At 65.9% G+C, this 15,300-nt stretch carries 13 protein-coding genes; 9 read left to right on the forward strand and 4 right to left on the reverse strand.

Features of this window, described 5'->3' with window-relative positions; all coding sequences use genetic code 11:
* Positions 1-155 precede the first annotated feature (155 nt).
* The 4 genes from ACODSM_RS20045 (at position 156) to ACODSM_RS20060 (ending at position 4,678) form a co-directional block, all read left to right on the forward strand.
* Entirely contained in the window at positions 156-644 is a 489-nt protein-coding gene (locus tag ACODSM_RS20045) for a tripartite tricarboxylate transporter TctB family protein (protein WP_015013056.1), read from the forward strand.
* Between the two features lie 15 nt (positions 645-659).
* Entirely contained in the window at positions 660-2,171 is a 1,512-nt protein-coding gene (locus ACODSM_RS20050; protein WP_060984541.1) for a tripartite tricarboxylate transporter permease, read from the forward strand.
* A 119-nt stretch (positions 2,172-2,290) separates the two neighbouring features.
* Positions 2,291-3,589: a DUF3422 family protein gene (locus ACODSM_RS20055; RefSeq protein WP_488806648.1), complete on the forward strand. Its 1,299-nt coding sequence runs from the start codon at positions 2,291-2,293 to the stop codon at positions 3,587-3,589.
* Between the two features lie 189 nt (positions 3,590-3,778).
* Positions 3,779-4,678, forward strand: coding sequence for a DMT family transporter (locus tag ACODSM_RS20060; protein ID WP_343735185.1), 900 nt, complete (start codon positions 3,779-3,781; stop codon positions 4,676-4,678).
* Positions 4,679-4,734: 56 nt separating this feature from the next.
* Here ACODSM_RS20060 and ACODSM_RS20065 read toward each other — a convergent pair whose 3' ends face one another.
* Both ACODSM_RS20065 and ACODSM_RS20070 read right to left on the reverse strand, forming a co-directional pair.
* Positions 4,735-5,775 carry a M48 family metalloprotease gene (locus ACODSM_RS20065; RefSeq protein WP_209817287.1) on the reverse strand — a complete coding sequence of 347 codons (1,041 nt, stop codon included), beginning with the start codon at positions 5,773-5,775 and terminating at the stop codon, positions 4,735-4,737.
* A 12-nt stretch (positions 5,776-5,787) separates the two neighbouring features.
* Positions 5,788-6,414, reverse strand: a complete 627-nt coding sequence (locus tag ACODSM_RS20070) for an SH3 domain-containing protein (RefSeq protein WP_488806649.1) — start codon at positions 6,412-6,414, stop codon at positions 5,788-5,790.
* A 63-nt stretch (positions 6,415-6,477) separates the two neighbouring features.
* On the opposite strand from ACODSM_RS20070, the gene ACODSM_RS20075 reads away from it, so the two are divergent.
* From ACODSM_RS20075 to ACODSM_RS20085, 3 genes are all read left to right on the forward strand, one after another.
* A complete protein-coding gene (locus ACODSM_RS20075; RefSeq protein WP_488806650.1) occupies positions 6,478-7,308 on the forward strand; it encodes an SDR family oxidoreductase in 831 nt (276 codons plus the stop codon).
* Positions 7,309-7,458: 150 nt separating this feature from the next.
* On the forward strand, positions 7,459-8,574 hold the full coding sequence (locus tag ACODSM_RS20080) for a TRAP transporter substrate-binding protein (RefSeq protein ID WP_488806651.1): 1,116 nt from the start codon (positions 7,459-7,461) through the stop codon (positions 8,572-8,574).
* The gene (locus tag ACODSM_RS20085; protein ID WP_488806652.1) at positions 8,571-11,240 is read left to right on the forward strand and encodes a bifunctional diguanylate cyclase/phosphodiesterase; all 2,670 of its coding nucleotides are present in this window, start codon (positions 8,571-8,573) and stop codon (positions 11,238-11,240) included. The genes ACODSM_RS20080 and ACODSM_RS20085 overlap by 4 nt, the downstream gene beginning before the upstream one ends.
* Before the next feature lie 97 nt (positions 11,241-11,337).
* Here ACODSM_RS20085 and ACODSM_RS20090 read toward each other — a convergent pair whose 3' ends face one another.
* Positions 11,338-12,237, reverse strand: a complete 900-nt coding sequence (locus ACODSM_RS20090) for a DMT family transporter (RefSeq protein WP_488806653.1) — start codon at positions 12,235-12,237, stop codon at positions 11,338-11,340.
* 159 nt (positions 12,238-12,396) lie between these two features.
* Between ACODSM_RS20090 and ACODSM_RS20095 the strand changes: the two genes are divergently transcribed.
* Positions 12,397-13,380, forward strand: coding sequence for a quinone oxidoreductase family protein (locus ACODSM_RS20095; RefSeq protein ID WP_296337999.1), 984 nt, complete (start codon positions 12,397-12,399; stop codon positions 13,378-13,380).
* Positions 13,377-14,210: an NUDIX hydrolase gene (locus ACODSM_RS20100; RefSeq protein ID WP_488806654.1), complete on the forward strand. Its 834-nt coding sequence runs from the start codon at positions 13,377-13,379 to the stop codon at positions 14,208-14,210. Before ACODSM_RS20095 ends, ACODSM_RS20100 begins: the two co-directional genes overlap by 4 nt.
* On the opposite strand, the gene ACODSM_RS20105 is transcribed toward ACODSM_RS20100, so the two are convergent.
* A complete protein-coding gene (locus ACODSM_RS20105; RefSeq protein WP_488806655.1) occupies positions 14,164-15,258 on the reverse strand; it encodes an NAD(P)H-binding protein in 1,095 nt (364 codons plus the stop codon). The two genes, ACODSM_RS20100 and ACODSM_RS20105, sit on opposite strands and share 47 nt — an antisense overlap.
* Positions 15,259-15,300 lie beyond the last annotated feature (42 nt).

Raw genomic sequence — 15,300 nt, forward strand, 5'->3', positions numbered from 1 at the left:
GTCTTCCAGAGTGGTTTTTGAGACAGTCTCCAGGGCGACAAGCCCTGCGGTGCAGGCCTGCAAGGCGTTACCGGATGTAGGTGGAATCCACATCGCGCCGCCCCCTCCTTGCCAGCACAATCGCGCAGTCGAGAATTCCGTCAAGGAGACAATTCGTGAAAATCAAGAGTAACAAAGACTTTGCGTCCGGGCTCATGTTCATGGGCGTCGGTACCGCATTTGCATGGGGTGCGACCACCTACAACGTAGGGACCGGTGCACGCATGGGCCCTGGCTACTTCCCGTTGCTGCTGGGCATTTTGCTGGCCATCATTGGTCTGGTGATCACTTTCAAGGCGATGACTGTGGAAACCGCCGATGGCGACAAGATCGGCAAATGGGCCTGGAAGCCGCTGTTCTTCATCCTGGCTGCCAACTTTGCCTTCGGCATTCTGCTGGGCGGCTTGCCCAGCCTGGGCATCCCGGCCATGGGGCTCATCGTGGGCATCTATGCACTGACCTTCATCTCCAGCCTGGCTGGCAATGAGTTCAATGCCAAGGGTGTGTTTGTTCTGGCCACCGTGCTCGCCATCGGCAGCTATGTGGCTTTTGTGTGGGCGCTCAAGCTGCAGTTTCCTGTGTGGCCGAGTTTTATCGCAGGTTAAGCAGGAGCACCGACCATGGATTTGATTAACAACTTGTCGTTGGGTTTTGGTGTTGCGTTCACCTTCCAGAACCTGATTTACTGTTTTGTCGGCTGTTTGCTCGGTACGCTGATCGGCGTGCTGCCAGGCATCGGCCCCGTGGCGACCATCGCCATGCTGCTGCCCGCCACCTATGCGCTGCCCCCCGTGGCTGCGCTGATCATGCTGGCCGGTATCTACTACGGCGCCCAGTACGGCGGTTCGACCACCGCCATCCTGGTGAACCTGCCAGGTGAGTCTTCGTCGGTGGTGACCGTGATCGACGGCTACCAGATGGCGCGCAAGGGCCGGGCGGGGCCCGCGCTGGCGGCTGCAGGCCTGGGCTCGTTCTTCGCAGGTTGCGTGGGTACGCTGATCCTGGCGGCCTTTGCGCCCCCGCTGACCGAAGTCGCGTTCAAGTTCGGCCCTGCCGAATACTTCTCGCTGATGGTGCTGGGCCTGATCGGTGCCGTGGTGCTGGCCTCGGGTTCGCTGCTCAAGGCGGTGGCCATGATCGTGCTGGGCCTGCTGATGGGCTTGGTGGGTACCGACGTGAACTCGGGCGTGGCCCGCTTCAGCTTCGACATCCCTGAGCTGACCGACGGCATCGGCTTCGTGACCATCGCCATGGGCGTGTTCGGCTACGGTGAAATCATTGCCAACCTGTCGCGTCCCGATGACGAACGCGAAGTGTTCACCGCCAAGGTCGAGGGCCTGTTCCCCACCAAGGAAGACTTCAAGCGCATGTTCCCCGCAGTGCTGCGTGGTACGGCCCTGGGTTCTGCACTGGGTATCCTGCCCGGTGGCGGTGCACTGCTGGCAGCGTTTGCCGCCTACACGGTCGAGAAGAAGACCAAGCTGCAACCTGGTGAAGTGCCTTTCGGCCAGGGCAACATCCGTGGCGTGGCGTCGCCTGAGTCGGCCAACAATGCCGGTTCGCAGACTTCGTTCATCCCGCTGCTGACGCTGGGTATCCCTCCCAACGCCGTGATGGCGCTGATGGTGGGTGCCATGACCATCCACAACATCCAGCCTGGACCCCAGGTGATGACGAGCAACCCCGAACTGTTCTGGGGCCTGATCGCCTCGATGTGGATCGGCAATGCGATGCTGGTGATCCTGAACCTGCCGCTGATCGGTATCTGGATCAAGCTGCTCACCGTGCCTTACCGCTGGCTGTACCCGTCCATCGTGCTGTTCTGCGCGGTGGGTGTGTATTCCACCAACAACAACACCTTTGACATCTGGATGGTGGGTGCGTTTGGTCTGATCGGCTACATCTTCCACAAACTGGGTACGGAGCCTGCGCCACTGCTGCTCGGTTTCATTCTGGGCCCGATGATGGAAGAAAACCTGCGCCGTGCGCTGCTGCTGTCGCGTGGCGACTGGAGCGTGTTCGTGACGCGTCCGCTGTCTGCTGGCCTGCTGGCAGCTGCAGCCCTGCTGCTCGTCATTGTGCTGCTGCCCGCCGTGAAGAACAAGCGCGAAGAAGCCTTCGTGGAAGATTGATCCTTCTCTGCGGACTTTCTCACCCTGACCAACGGCACCTTCGGGTGCCGTTGTTTTTTGGGCAGTGGCGTCCACATGGCACGGCTGTCTGCGGTACACAATTGCGGGCAGAGGTCCGCATGTCCACACCCTTTCATCCCACGCAGCATCCCCACCGGGCGATGCTGCACAACGAAATCCACGCCCGCCCGCCCGAGGCGATGAATGCGCCGCTGGCCATCGCACACATCGTCATGCTGGCCGATGCTGCCGGGCGCGAGGCCAGTCGTGCCCATGTGGCCGCGCTGCTGCGGGACCATCACATGGCGCTGCCTGATGCACAGACCACCCACCTGCGCATGGATCTGGGCGCTTTTCGCCTGCGGTGGGAGCTGCACACCGAGTTTGTCACCTGGACCTTCATGGTCCCGGCGCCGGTCGAGGCTTTTGGAGAGCGGGAGCCGGTCAGTGCGGTGGACTCCGCGCCCCGCGACTGGCTGGCCGCGTTGCCGGGCCAGTGCCTGTGCAGTCTGAACCTCTGGGTGCTGCCCACCCATACGTTTGGCTCGGGCTCGCTGGTCAAGCATGTGCTGCATGAGGACACGCTGGTGGCGTCCACCGTGGCCGATGGCCATGGCGAGGTGTACACCGACTTCGCGATCCATGCCGACGGTTTCTCGCGCATGGTGTTGCTAGCGGGTGGTATGACACCCAGGCGCCTGGGGCGCTTGGTGCAGCGCCTGCTGGAGATAGAGACCTACCGCATGGCCGCTTTGCTGGGCCTGCCGGCCGCCCGCGAGGCAGCCAGCGTGCTGGCCTTTGCCGAGCGTGAACTGGCGGCGCTGGCTGAAGCCATCCGCACAGCCAACCGCGACGACGAGCCTGCTTTGCTGGACCGGCTGACGCGCCTGGCTGGGCAGGTGGAGAGCCAATACGCAGCCACACATTCGCGTTTCTCGGCCAGCAGCGCCTACTTTGAATTGCTGGACCGCCGCATCCAGGACATTGCCGAGTCGCGTCTGGCGGGCATGCAGACCATCCGCGAGTTCATGGACCGGCGCCTGACCCCCGCGCGCAGCACCTGCGAGTGGGCCACCCGGCGGCAGGATGCGCTGTCGCAGCGCGTGTCGCGCATGAGTAACCTGCTGCGCACCCGGGTAGAGATCGAACAGCAGCAAAGCAGCCAGGCGCTGCTGACCACCATGAACCACCGGCAGGATTTGCAGTTGCAGATGCAGTCCACCGTGGAGGGGTTGTCCGTGGCGGCCATTACCTATTACATCGTCGGGCTCGTCAGCTATCTGGCCAAGGGCGCACAAAAACTGGGCTGGCCGTTGTCGCCGGAGACCACAGCAGCCCTGGCGATTCCGGTGGTGGCGGTGGGGGTGTGGTGGGCACTGCGGCGGCTGCACCAGCGGGTGTTCCACCAACACCGCTGAGGATGCGGGTTGGATGATCAGTCGGGCTGACCGGGAGCGGTGAAGCCCGCGCGCCATCGCTGATCGAGGGGGCGCACGCACAGAGGTTCGATGGCCTGCTGCCGCCTCATCGTGTCACACTGGGCGCACCTTTCTGACGCCCTTTGACCGGCAGACTATCCACCGGGCGCCTCGTGCCCCTGCATATCCGTGACCACCGAAAAGAAGAGTATTGCGACCGGCCTGGCGCTGGCATTCCTGGGCTCCATTGCTTTCAGCGGCAAGGCCATCATCGTCAAGCTGGCCTACCGCTATGGGGTGGATGCGGTCACGCTCATCATGTACCGCATGCTGTTTGCACTGCCCATCTTTGCCGTGATGGCCTGGTGGGCGAGTCGGGGCAAGCCCCCGCTCAGCCGCAAGGACTGGCTGGGCGTGCTGGGCCTCGGGGTCACAGGCTATTACCTGGCAAGTTTTCTCGACTTTGCGGGGTTGGCCTACATCAGCGCCAGCCTGGAGCGGTTGATCCTGTACCTCAACCCCACTCTGGTCGTGCTGCTGGGATGGATGCTGTATGGGCGCGGCATCCGCTGGGCCCAGGCCGCCGGCATGCTGGTGAGCTACAGCGGCGTGGTGCTGGTCTTCGGGCACGAGGCCAACCTGCAAGGCGCCAATGCCGCCTGGGGCACGTTGCTGGTGTTCCTGAGCGCAGTCAGTTACGCCATCTACCTGGTCTACAGCGGCGAGATGGTGCAGCGCCTCGGTTCGCTGCGACTGGTGGGGCTGGCGACCACGGTGGCGTGCCTGTGCTGTCTGCTGCAGTTTGTGGTGCTGCGCCCGTTGAGTGCAGCCATAGTGGCTCCCGAGGTGATCTGGTTGTCGGTGCTCAACGCGACCCTGTGCACGGCCGCGCCCGTGCTGATGGTGATGATGGCCATCGAGCGCATTGGCGCGGGTATGGCCGCACAAACCGGCATGGTGGGCCCGTTGTCCACCATCCTCATGGGCGTGTGGATTCTGGGGGAGCCCTTCACGGTGTGGGTGGCTGCAGGGACGGTGCTGGTGGTGACAGGCATTTTCATTTTCACCCGCATGGCGCGCAGGCCCTGACAGACCCCATCTGGCAGCCCTCTCGGGCCCTAGTACAGGGGCGGCCTTGCTTGTCTTTACGACGTCTTCTTCTTGGGGGCTGCCTTGCGGGCGGGTGCCTCGGCAGGTGCTGCGGGTGATGGCACCGCTGCGGCGGCGGGGGCTGCCTTGGTGCTCATGCGCTGGGCCACCGTCACTGGGGCCGAGCCGGTGAAACCATCGAGATTCTTGCCCATGGCCAGCTCCAGCTGCTCCAGGCGCGCCTGTGCTGGTGGGTGCGTGGCCAGTGCCAGCGTGAAGGCCGGGTTGTCTGGCGTTGCGGTGCGCAGCTGCTGCAGCACCGACACCAGTCCGTAGGGGTCGAAACCTGCACGGGTGGCCAGGGCCACGCCGGTGCGGTCGGCATCGTACTCGTCGGTCTGGTCCAAGCCGCGCGCATACAGATTGCGTCCCAGGGCCAGGAACTGCGAGGCCACCACGCTGCCCACGGCGTTGGTCTTGATCTGGGAGGCCACCAACTGCGTCAGCATGCCGGACTGGGCCGTCTTGCGGATCGCCAGCAGGTGGTGCTTGGCGGTGACATGGGTGATTTCGTGGGCCAGGATGCCCGCGAGTTCGGCCTCGTCGGCACAACGGTCAATCAGCCCCTTGGTCACAAACACATAACCCCCCGGGGCTGCAAAGGCGTTGTAGCCGGGGTCGTCCAGCACGACAAAAGTCCAGGGCAGGTTGGGGCGGGGGGATTGCAGGCTGATCCAGCGTCCCAACTGGTTCACGTAGCGTTGCAGCGCCATGTCGGGGTGCAAAGGCTTGCTACCCAGCAGCACGGCCGACAGCTGCCGGCCGATCTCGATCTCGCGGGGCTCGTCAATGCTCTCGACCGAACGGGTGAGCATGCTGATGAGGTCATCCCCCTGGCCTGCGGGTGCGCCCCCGCCGGTGATGGCCCCCAGGAGGCCGCCGCCCGTGTTGCTGGTAGTGCTGCCACCGCCACCGAGGGCGTTGAGCAGGTTCATGACCCCCTGGCTCTGCCCTTGGCTGGGCAGCAGGGTCAGGGCCAAGGCGGTGCAGGCCGTTGCGATCAGCCGGATGCGGGGAAGGGAATGGGGCAGGCGCATGGCAGCTCTCGCTCAGTTGGGGCTGAAATTGGGGTCGGACGGATTGTTGGACGAGCCTGTCGCTCCCGATCCGCCGCTGGAGGAGGGCCGGGGCGGTTCAGCCAGCGGGGCGACGTTGCGTGGCTGCAGCGACGCATTGCTGGCGAACTGGCGGGCCTGGTCGGCATTCACGCGCAGACCCTCGGCCTGGGTCACCGCCGCAGGGTTGGGTTGAGCCTTCGCGATGTCTTCAGCGCCCAGGCCTCGGATACCTACCGTGGAGGTGGCCGTGGTGGTACTGCCGCTGTTGTTGCCAAAAAGGCTACCCAAACCGCGAATTCCGCTGGTGGCTGCATTTCCACTGGTGGGCGCAGCGCCGGACTGGGGGCCCAGGTCAAACATGTGAACCCAGCCTGTGGCGCCTTGGGGTGTGCTGACCTTGGTCCATGGGCCCTTGCGCTCGCTGGTTCGTGTGACCACCGCATTGGCTTCCAGGGGTGCCACGCTGGCACCGCTTTCTGCGGGACTGTCCCTCAGCTGGGTCGCGCGTTTGACGACGGCTGCCTCCTGGGCATGTATTGGGGCAGCCAACAAGGGCAGCACGGCCATCGCGGCCGATGCCAGCCAGGAGGCCAGGGCTCTGCAGTGCAGCCGAATCATTTTGTATCTCTCCACTTATGATTTGTTGTGGCTGCGGCTCGCAGCGTGAAACCGGAGATTGTTATGGATTTGGGTATTGCAGGCAAATGGGCGCTGGTGTGTGGCGCGAGCAAGGGGCTGGGTTATGGCTGCGCGCAGGCTCTGGTGCGGGAGGGTGTCAATGTGGTCATCAACGCCCGCAATGCTGAGGCGCTGAGCCAGGCTGCTACCCGTTTGATAGCTGAAGGCGCAGCTGCAATGGGCGGCAGCGGCCATAAGGGCGCAAGCCCGCAGGTGCTGGCCGTGGCGGCCGACATCACCACCCCTGAGGGGCGTGCGGCAGTGTTCTCGGTGGCCGGAGGACCGGGGCGGGACTTCGATATCGTGATCACCAACGCAGGGGGGCCGCCCACCGGCGATTTCCGCGACTGGAACCGCGATGCCTGGATCAAGGCCGTGGACGCCAACATGCTCACCCCCATCGAACTGATTCAGGCCACCGTGGATGGCATGGCTGCGCGTGGGTTTGGCCGCATCGTCAATATCACCTCCAGCGCCGTGAAGGCACCCATCGACATCCTGGGCCTGTCCAACGGCGCACGCAGTGGTCTCACGGGGTTTGTGGCGGGCGTGTCGCGCAGCAAGGTCGCAGCGCGCGGGGTGACCATCAACAATCTGCTGCCCGGCAAGTTCGATACCGACCGCCTGGCCGCCACCGTCAACGCGGCCGCCAGCAAGGCGGGCAAGAGCGTTCAGGACGTGCGCTCTGCCCAGCAGGCACAGATTCCGGCCGGGCGCTACGGCACGGCGGAAGAGTTTGGCGCCATTTGCGCTTTTCTGTGCAGTATGCAAGCGGGCTACATGACGGGGCAGAACGTGCTGGCCGACGGCGGGGCCTATCCCGGCACGTTCTGAGGCGGTTCGGGCCCGGAGTGGTCTGCGGGCTGACCCGCCGCAGAGGTTCTGCAGAACGGGAGGCAGTCGTGGTGTTTTGCCGACAGCTTTACCGGAGCGCTGAATAATTGGTGGAATACTGCGGGCCAGCGCCCGCTATCGCCCGACGCCATGCATCCTGCCCACACATCCATCCTGCTACGCCTGAAACGCCACTGCGCCGTGCTGTGCCTGGCGCTGGGTGTGGCGGGGGTTGTGCAGGCGGCTGGCGCCGCCAGCACGCCGGGTGCAAGCAGCACCGCGACGGCACCTTACCGGTTGCGTATCGTGGGCGGGCTGGCGGGCATCAGCCAGTACATCCGGCAGGAAGAACCTTTCTGGACCAAAGAGCTGTCACGCCTGAGCGCCGGACGCTTCCAGGCCGAGATCGTGCCCTTTGACCGTGCCGGTGTGCCCGGGGCCGAGATGCTGCGGCTGTTGCAGCTGGGGGTGGTCCCATTCGGCACCACCCTGATGAGCTCCTTCACGGCGCAATACCCCGAATACACCGCGCCCGACCTGGCGGGGCTGAACCCCGACATTGCCACGCTCAAGACCACGCTGGCGGCCTTCCGTCCTTACCTCGAAAAGGCGCTGCGCGAACAGCATGGTGTCGAGGCGCTCGCCATCTACGTGTATCCGGCGCAGGTGGTCTTCTGCAAAAAGCCGCTGCGTACCTTGTCTGAGCTGACCGGCCGCCGTGTGCGTGTGTCGTCGGCCAGCCAGGCTGATTTTGTGGGGGCCTTGGGCGGGGTGCCGGTGCTGACCAGTTTTTCGCAGATCGTGCCCAGCCTGACGGCCGGCAATACCGAATGCGCCATCACCGGCACCATGTCCGGCAACATCCTGGGCCTGCCTTCCATCACCACCCATGTGCACACCCTGCCGGTTACTTGGGGGCTGGCGGTGTTTGGGGCCAACCAGGCCGCCTGGGCGGCCTTGCCGGCCGATTTGCGCACCTTGCTCCAACGGGAGCTGCCCCGCCTGGAGGCCGCCATCTGGGCCGAGTCCGAGCGCGAAACTGCGGATGGCTTGGCCTGCAACCGGGGGGCACCCACCTGCAGCGCTGGCACCAAGGGCAGCATGGTGGTGGTGCCGGTATCGCCCCAGGATGAGCGCAGCCGCCAGGAGATCCTTGAATCCACCGTTTTGCCGCGCTGGGTGCAGCGTTGCGGTGCCCGCTGTGCGCAGGTCTGGAACCAGACCATCGGACCGGCGCGTGGCCTGCAGGCAGCGCCTGCGAAATGACAGAGTCCGCAGCCCCCTCCCGCATCAGGGCCTACGTCTGGGCGGGCGCCGCAGTGTTTGTGGCGGCCGTGGTGGCGGTCGCTGGCACCCTGGCGTGGAACGCCCGCCAGGCCGCGCTGGCCGACAGCGAGGCCCAGGCCACGCGTTTTGTGGCCAGCGCAGAGGCCGCACTCAACCGTTCTCTGCTCGCCGTGGACGTGCTGCTGGCCAGCATGGACGAATTGCTGGGCCTGTCCAACGCCATGCCCAAGTGGCTGGACCCCGACACGGCCAGCCAGCGGCTGCGCGGATCGGCGCGGCAGAACCTCATGGTGCGGTACGTGGCGGTGCTCGACGGCAGCGGCAAGGCGCTGGCATCGTCCGACCCTGCGGGCGCCAGCCTGTCGGTGCAACTGCCAGCCGGTTTTCTGGAGAGCGTGCTGGAGCAACCGGTATCCACCCTGATGGTCAGCGCGCCGGTGGTGAGCTTTGCCAGTTCCGAGAAGGTGTTGTACTTCGCGCGCCATCTGCGCATGGCCGACAGCTCGCGGGTAGTGGCCGTGGCCGAGCTGCCTGTGTCGGCCCTGAGCTCAGTGCTGGTGCAGGGCGTGGACATCAGCGGCCTGCAGGTCACACTCGAGCGCGCCACCGGGCAACTGCTGCTGAGTGTGCCCAACCGCGAAGACGTGATCGCGCCCACCCTTGCCCCCCCCATTGGCAATCTGGCCGATCAGGGCCTGGCTTGGCAAGCCCCGGCGCGACTGACGGGCGAGCCCTCGCTGGTGGTGTTCCGGCCCATCCTTTACCAGGACCTGCGCATTGCGGCCAGCATTCCGCTGGACGCGGCGCTTGCCGGCTGGCGCGAACAGCGCGATGCCATTGCGCTGACCACCGCGCTGTTCATTGCCATGATCTTTGCGGCCGGGGTGCTGGCGTTGCGGTATGTGGACCGCATGTCCCAGGCCCGCCTGGCCATCGCCCAGTCCAAGGCCACGCTGGACCAGGCGCTGGAGTCCATGGTGAGCGGCTTCTTGCTATTGGACAGCCAGCATCGCGTGGTGCAGTGGAACCGCCAGCTGGAGACGATTCTCCCGTGGCTGCAGGGCGTGATCACGCCCCTCATTCCGTTCCGAGCGGTGCTGGAAGCCACGGTGGAGCACCATGTGCCCCGCCTGTCTGACGAGGATCGCAAGCGGTGGGTGAGCCAGCGGCTGGAGCGGCAAAAGCACCAGCCAGAGCCGCGTGAACAGTCGTACGCCAACGGCAGCACCATCCAGATCACCGAACGCGCCACGCCCGATGGCGGCCTCGTCATCAGCTACCACGACGTGACTGCGCTGCGCAAGGCCAGCACGGAGATCGAGAGCCTGGCCTTTTACGACCCGCTGACCAACCTGCCCAACCGCCGTCTGTTGATGGACCGCATGCAGCAAGCCATTGCCGCCAGTGTGCGCAGCGGGCAGTACGGCGCCTTGTTGTTCCTGGACCTGGACCACTTCAAGACCCTGAACGACACGCGGGGCCATGAGGTGGGCGACATGCTGCTGCGCCAGGTGGCCCAGCGCCTGAAGACCTGCGTGCGGCGCGAGGACACGGTGGCGCGCCTGGGGGGCGACGAATTCGTGGTCATGCTCAGCGACCTGTCGGTGCACCGTGATGAGGCCGCCGCCCAGGCGCGCCGGGTGGGCGAGAAGATCCTGCGCAAACTCAACGTGCCCTACACGCTGGGGGGCAATGCGCACCACAGCACGCCCAGCATTGGCGCCACGCTGATGGGCGGCAGTCTGCAGTCGTCGGTGGACCTGCTGAAAGAGGCGGACATCGCCATGTACCAGGTCAAATCGCAAGGGCGCAACGCGCTGTGCTTTTTTGACCCCCAGATGCAGATCGTCATCAGCATGCGCGCGCAGTTGGAGACCGACCTGCAGATGGCGCTCACAGCGCGGCAGTTTGTGCTGCACTACCAGCCGCAGTTCCACCTGGATGGCCGCATGGTGGGCGCCGAGGCCCTGATCCGGTGGCAGCACCCCGAGCGCGGGCTGGTTGCGCCCGGCGAGTTCATAGGCGTGGCCGAAGAAAGCGAACTCATCGTGCCCATGGGCCACTGGGTGCTGCGCACGGCCTGCGAGCAGCTGGCGGCCTGGCAGGGGGACGAGCGCTACCGGCACCTGCAGGTGTCGGTCAACGTGAGCGCGCGGCAGTTCCGACAGCGCGACTTTGTGGCCCGGGTGGTGGAGGTGCTGCGCGAGACGGGTGCCAAGCCACACCTGCTCAAGCTTGAACTCACCGAATCGCTGGTGCTGGACAACGTGGACGACACCATCGCCAAGATCGGCATGCTCAAGACCAAGGGCGTGCGCTTTTCGGTGGACGACTTTGGCACCGGCTATTCATCGCTGGCGTATCTCACGCGGCTTCCGCTGGACCAGCTCAAGATCGACCAGTCCTTTGTGCGCAACCTGGGGGTGCGGCACACCGACGATGTGATCGTCCAGACCATTCTGGGCATGGCACGCAACCTGGAGCTGGATGTGATTGCCGAAGGGGTGGAAACCGAGGCACAGAAGGACTTCCTGGCCCGGCACGGCTGTGTGTACTTCCAGGGCTATCTGCTGGGGCGCCCCACCCCGGTGGTGGACCTGGAGACGTTGATGGAGTCGGCCACCACGGTCACTGCTCCGGGTTGATGGGTCCAGAAAGGTCGCGCCGTTTGCTATTCTTTGTGTAGCAATTGGGACAATAAATATCGGCGCTACCGCTGGTTTGGGCCAAAAATTGAACCCGTCAACGCCGTGACGACACCACAATGCCACCCACGATCAGCGCGAACGCCACGGCATGGAACGCCCTGGGCGTGTCGCCCAGAAACGCCGCCGACAGCACCCCCGCAAACAAGGGCGTGAGGTTGATGAAAAACCCGGCGGCTGCAGGCCCGGCGCGTTGCACGCCCACCCCCCAGCAGCGGTAGGCCAGCACCGCAGGCCCCACGGCAATGAAGGCCAGGGCGGCAAACAGCGGCCAGCCCCATTCGATATGCGTGCGCCCGCTGGCCCATTCGGCCCCCGCAAAGCTGCCCGACCAGGCCAGCCCAAACACCATCTGTGCCATCAAGAACGCGGCCCAGTCGCCCCGGATGCGGGTGGGCTCGCTGGTGCGTGACAGCAGCCAGCTGTAGAACGCCCAGGAGATGGTCGCCAGCAGCATGAACAAATCGCCCGGCACCAGGCGGAAGGCCAGCAGCTGCGACCACTCGCCCCGGCTCAGCACCAGCAGCACCCCACATACCGACAGCAGCGCGCCCAGCACCTGACGCCGCGTGACGGCCGCGCCGAAGAACAGCGCGCCCACGGCCAGCATCCACACCGGCATGCTCGACCCCACCAGCGTCACGTTGATGGGGGTGGAGGTCTGCAGCGCCATGTACTGCAGCGCGTTGTAGGCCCCGATGCCCAGCAGGCCCAGCAGCGCGTAGCGGCGCCAGTGCGGCCACAGCGGGCTGTCGGCGCGCAGCACGCCGTGGGCCAGGGGCAGCAGGATGGCAAAGGCTAGCACCCAGCGGATGAAGTTCAGGGTGATGGGGGGAATCAGTTCATGGACCAGCCGCCCTACCACCGCGTTGCCGGCCCACAGCAGGGGCGGGATCACCAGCAGCACGGCCGTGCCGGGTGTGATTTTTTGAGTCATGGGGCTGCACTGTAACGGTGCAGGCAGGGCCCTGCTGCGGCGGGGCCTCATGTCCCCAAGGCAAATCGGTGCGGGCCATGCCCCCGGCACGGTCGAGAGATTCATGGCAGGATGGCCGCCGTTGTCAGCATCCCACCCCTTTTGAGGAGATTGATTGCCATGAGCCTTGCCGTCCAGATCCGCCAGCACGGTGGTCCCGAAGAACTCCACATCGTTGACGTCCCCGTGGGCGAGCCCGGCCCTGGAGAAGTCCGCATCCGCCACCACGCCATCGGCCTGAACTTCATCGACGTCTACCACCGCACGGGCCTGTACCCGTTGAACATGCCCGCCACCATCGGCATGGAAGGTGCCGGCGTGATCGAGGCTGTGGGCGAGGGCGTCACGCACCTGAAGGTGGGTGACCGCGCCGCTTACGCCAGCAACCCCCCTGGCGCCTACTGCGAAGTGCGCGTGATGCCCGCCAAGTGCGTGTGCAAGCTGCCCGACGCGATCAGCTTTGAGACTGGCGCGGCCATGATGCTCAAGGGCCTGACGGCGCAATACCTGCTGAAGAAAACCCGGCCCGTGGAAGGCCTGCAGCCCGGTGACCATGTGCTGTTCCATGCCGCAGCGGGGGGTGTGGGACTGATCGCCTGCCAGTGGGCCAAGGCGCTCGGCCTGCAGCTCATCGGCACGGCGGGGTCTGATGCCAAGTGCCAGCTGGCGCTGGCCAATGGCGCGGCGCACGCCATCAACTACAGCACCGAAGATTTTGCAGCCCGCGTGAAGGAGATCACCGGCGGCAAGGGTGTGAAGGTGGTGTATGACTCGGTGGGCAAGGACACCTGGGACAAGTCGCTCGAATGCCTGCGCCCCTTCGGCTTGATGGCCAGCTTCGGCAACGCTTCCGGCCCCGTGGCACCGTTTGCGCCGGGCAGCCTGGGTGCCAAGGGATCGCTGTACGTCACGCGCCAGACGCTGTTCACCCACATTGCCACGCGCGAGGCCACGCAAGCCATGGCGGACGACCTGTTTGCCGTGGTGGCCAGCGGGCAGGTCAAGATCCACATCGACCAGCGCTACCCGCTGGCCGACGTGCAGCAGGCCCACCGGGACCTGGAAGCGCGCAAGACCACCGGCTGCACCATCCTCACGCTGTGAGCGCGGCTGCACAGGCGCCCACCTTCGACCAGTGGCTGGCAGGGGCACGCCAGGCGGCGGAGCAGCCACCGGCCCAGCCGCGCCAGCCCCTGGTGGTGGCGGGGCAGGTGGTGGGCTCGGTAGCGCCCGGGTTTTTCAGCCAAATCAGCCTGAAGCGCTTGATGAATAAGCGCTACCAGCTATCAGAAGCAGAGCATTCTCAGGGCCTTGCTTGGCATTTGCAGGCATCGCCCGCCGACACCACGGATGCCCTCAACACCCTGGCCGCCGCGCTGCGCGATGCGGGCCTGTGTGGCCCCTGGCGTGATGAGCAGTTGGCGGTCACCAACCCGGCGGGCGAGGTCATCGGCACCGTGGAGCGCGGGGCGGTACGCGTGCTGGGCGTGGCTACCCGTGCCGTGCATCTGGTGGGTCTGGCGCCCGACGGGCGCATGTGGGTGCAAAAGCGCTCCCTGACCAAACCCAACAACCCCGGGCTGTGGGACACGCTGATGGGCGGCATGGTCTCGGCGGCCGACTCGCTGCCGCAGGCCCTGGCCCGCGAAACCTGGGAAGAGGCCGGTTTGCGGGTCGAGGCACTGGCCGACGTGGCGCACGGAGGGCAGGTGCTGTTCAGCCGCCCCAGCCGCGAGGGCGGGGGCGCAGGCTTCATGGTCGAACGCATCGATTGGTTCCGCGCGCAGGTGCCCCAGGGCATGGAGCCCGACAACCAGGACGGTGAGGTCGAGCGTTTTGACCTGCTGCCTCTGGAGGAGGTCCGCGAGCGGGTCGCCCAAGGGGCGTTCACGCTGGAAGCCGGGCTGGTGATTGCGGGGTTTCTGGGGGTGTAGTCACCCGTTCAGCGTGAGGGCTGCCGCTGGGGCCGGCGCTGGACGGCAGGCAGCCCAGGCCCTGCAAGGTGGCCTGCACTGCCTCGTCCAGCGGGGTGTGGGGCTCCTCGCCCAGCACCGCCCGCAGCCGGTCGTTGCCCATGCGCACGGGCTGCTGCCACAGGTAGCGCATCTCGCGCAGCTCCCGCAAGGTGGTCACGAACGGCGAGGCCAGCGTGACCAGCCACCAGGGAAACGCCTGCACGCGCGGCGCTTGGCCGCCCTGCGCCACCACTGCACGGCCAATGGCGGCCGCCATCTGCGTGCCGTCAGCATCCCAATGCCCGGCCAGGTGAAAGCGGGCCAACGCGGGCAGCTCGGCGCGCCGCTCCAGCAGCAGCACCATGGCGCGCGCCACGTCGGGCAAGTACGACCACTGGTGCCCGATGCCCGGTGCGCCTGGCTGCTTCACCGTGGTCACGGGTCGGCCCGGCCGGACCAGGCCCTGCGCAAACCAGCTGTTGCCCGCCTGCGGCCCGAAGAAATCGCCCGCGCGCACGATGATCACGCGGCATGTCTCCTCCAGCGGGTGCGGCACGGTGGCTTGCAGCAGGCGGCGCTCCAGCTCCACCCGCAGGGCGCCTTTGCGCGTCCGGGGGTGCTGGGGGGCGTCTTCGTGCAGCACCGGGAAGGCGTCCGGCCCATAGTTGTAGACGGTGCCTGGCAGCAGCACCGTGGCCCCGTGTGCGCGGGCCGCTGCAATCGTGTTGTCGATCATTGGCAGCACCAGCTCGTTCCAGTGTCGGTAGCCGGGCGGGTTGACCGCGTGCACGATCACCTGGCAGCCCGTGGAAGCAGCCATCACATCGGCGCGGATCATCGCGTCGCCCCGAACCCAGGTGAACCCGTCGCGCTGCTCTCTGGCCTGCGCTGCATTGCGGTGCATTGCCACCACCTCCCACCCCCGGTCACGCAGCTGGCGCGCCACCTCGCCGCCAATGCCGCCGGTGGCGCCCAGAACCAGTACCTTGGGGCGGCTGCCGATGGGGTTGTGGGGGTTGTTGTTCATCGCGATGCTCCTTCAAAAACTATGGATGGAGGCAGTGTCTGC

This window comes from Acidovorax sp. FG42 (assembly GCF_057809195.1).

Bases quoted from the DNA above. Each gene is read 5' to 3' on its own strand.
- ACODSM_RS20070 (WP_488806649.1), bottom strand. From the start codon at position 6,414: ATGATTCGGCTGCACTGCAGAGCCCTGGCCTCCTGGCTGGCATCGGCC.
- ACODSM_RS20090 (WP_488806653.1), bottom strand. From the start codon at position 12,237: ATGACTCAAAAAATCACACCCGGCACGGCCGTGCTGCTGGTGATCCCG.
- ACODSM_RS20105 (WP_488806655.1), bottom strand. From the start codon at position 15,258: ATGAACAACAACCCCCACAACCCCATCGGCAGCCGCCCCAAGGTACTG.
- ACODSM_RS20080 (WP_488806651.1), top strand. From the start codon at position 7,459: ATGCATCCTGCCCACACATCCATCCTGCTACGCCTGAAACGCCACTGC.
- ACODSM_RS20095 (WP_296337999.1), top strand. From the start codon at position 12,397: ATGAGCCTTGCCGTCCAGATCCGCCAGCACGGTGGTCCCGAAGAACTC.
- ACODSM_RS20085 (WP_488806652.1), top strand. From the start codon at position 8,571: ATGACAGAGTCCGCAGCCCCCTCCCGCATCAGGGCCTACGTCTGGGCG.
- ACODSM_RS20055 (WP_488806648.1), top strand. From the start codon at position 2,291: ATGTCCACACCCTTTCATCCCACGCAGCATCCCCACCGGGCGATGCTG.
- ACODSM_RS20065 (WP_209817287.1), bottom strand. From the start codon at position 5,775: ATGCGCCTGCCCCATTCCCTTCCCCGCATCCGGCTGATCGCAACGGCC.
- ACODSM_RS20050 (WP_060984541.1), top strand. From the start codon at position 660: ATGGATTTGATTAACAACTTGTCGTTGGGTTTTGGTGTTGCGTTCACC.
- ACODSM_RS20075 (WP_488806650.1), top strand. From the start codon at position 6,478: ATGGATTTGGGTATTGCAGGCAAATGGGCGCTGGTGTGTGGCGCGAGC.